Raw genomic sequence first — 415 nt, 5'->3', positions numbered from 1 at the left:
GCGCTGTCGGCGGCGGGATGTCCCGTCCTCACCCCGGCGCAGGGTAGACGTGTCGACATAACGACCCGGTTCGGGGTACGTCCCCACCTCCTCCACTACGTACGGGGGGGCGCGCTGATCCACGAAGCGGGAGCGCGTCCTTCGCCCGGTGCGCCGGGCGCACACTCCCATTCCCCCCTCCCCGTGCGCACCGTGCTCGACGCCGCGGCGGCGGCCGGGGGAGCGCTGCCGCGGCTGGTGATCGGGGACCACGGATGGGTCTGCGGAGCAGGTCAGCTGGGCATCGAGGCGATGGGGCCGGCGGACACGGACGACCCCGCGGGGTTCGTCGCGCAGGCCGAGGGGCGGGTGTGCGTGGCCGTCCCGCTGGATGACTCGGTGCCGTCGGACCGCTACCGTCCGCTTGCTCGCTATG

The 415-nt window shown here is 74.0% G+C and carries 1 protein-coding gene; it reads left to right on the top strand.

The window, feature by feature from the left end; all coding sequences use genetic code 11:
- Positions 1 to 415: phosphatase (locus tag QC029_RS30750; RefSeq protein WP_279559120.1), on the top strand; the 415-nt coding region annotated here is incomplete at both ends.

Source organism: Streptomyces sp. DH37, assembly GCF_029813835.1.
Lineage (GTDB): Bacteria > Actinomycetota > Actinomycetes > Streptomycetales > Streptomycetaceae > Streptomyces.
This window is presented reverse-complemented; position numbering and strand designations above follow the sequence as displayed.